Here is a 363-nt window from a genome sequence, read left to right on the forward strand (position 1 = left end):
GTAATTATCATGAGAGATGGGAATCCAATCTTTTACCATTTTAAGACCCTTAATTGTTGGGATTTGGCTGCATAACGCCTGAAATAAGCCGTGCCGCGAAGCGGCATCGGCTTGATTGAATTGTTAGACGGCAAACTCGAGCCAATACTTGTGCAGGCCAACAATATTAGACGAGCACAGCATGGGCATTGCCGCTTTGATCTTCTCCAGTGACCAATTCCACCACTCCATCTCCAGAAGCAATGAAATTTCCTCATCGGTGAAGCGTTTCTTAATCTTCTTAGCGGGATTGCCGCCAACGATAGCGTAAGGCTCCACATCTTTTGTCACCAACGAGCGGCTGCCTATCACCGCACCGTGCCC

At 48.2% G+C, this 363-nt stretch carries 1 pseudogene; it reads right to left on the reverse strand.

Going from position 1 to position 363, the window contains the following annotated elements:
• Positions 1–123: 123 nt before the first annotated feature.
• Positions 124–363, reverse strand: a pseudogene (locus L2I46_RS29375) (type B chloramphenicol O-acetyltransferase); the annotation flags it as partial.

This window comes from Klebsiella sp. 2019SCSN059 (assembly GCF_021739525.1).
Classification (GTDB): domain Bacteria; phylum Pseudomonadota; class Gammaproteobacteria; order Enterobacterales; family Enterobacteriaceae; genus Klebsiella; species Klebsiella quasipneumoniae.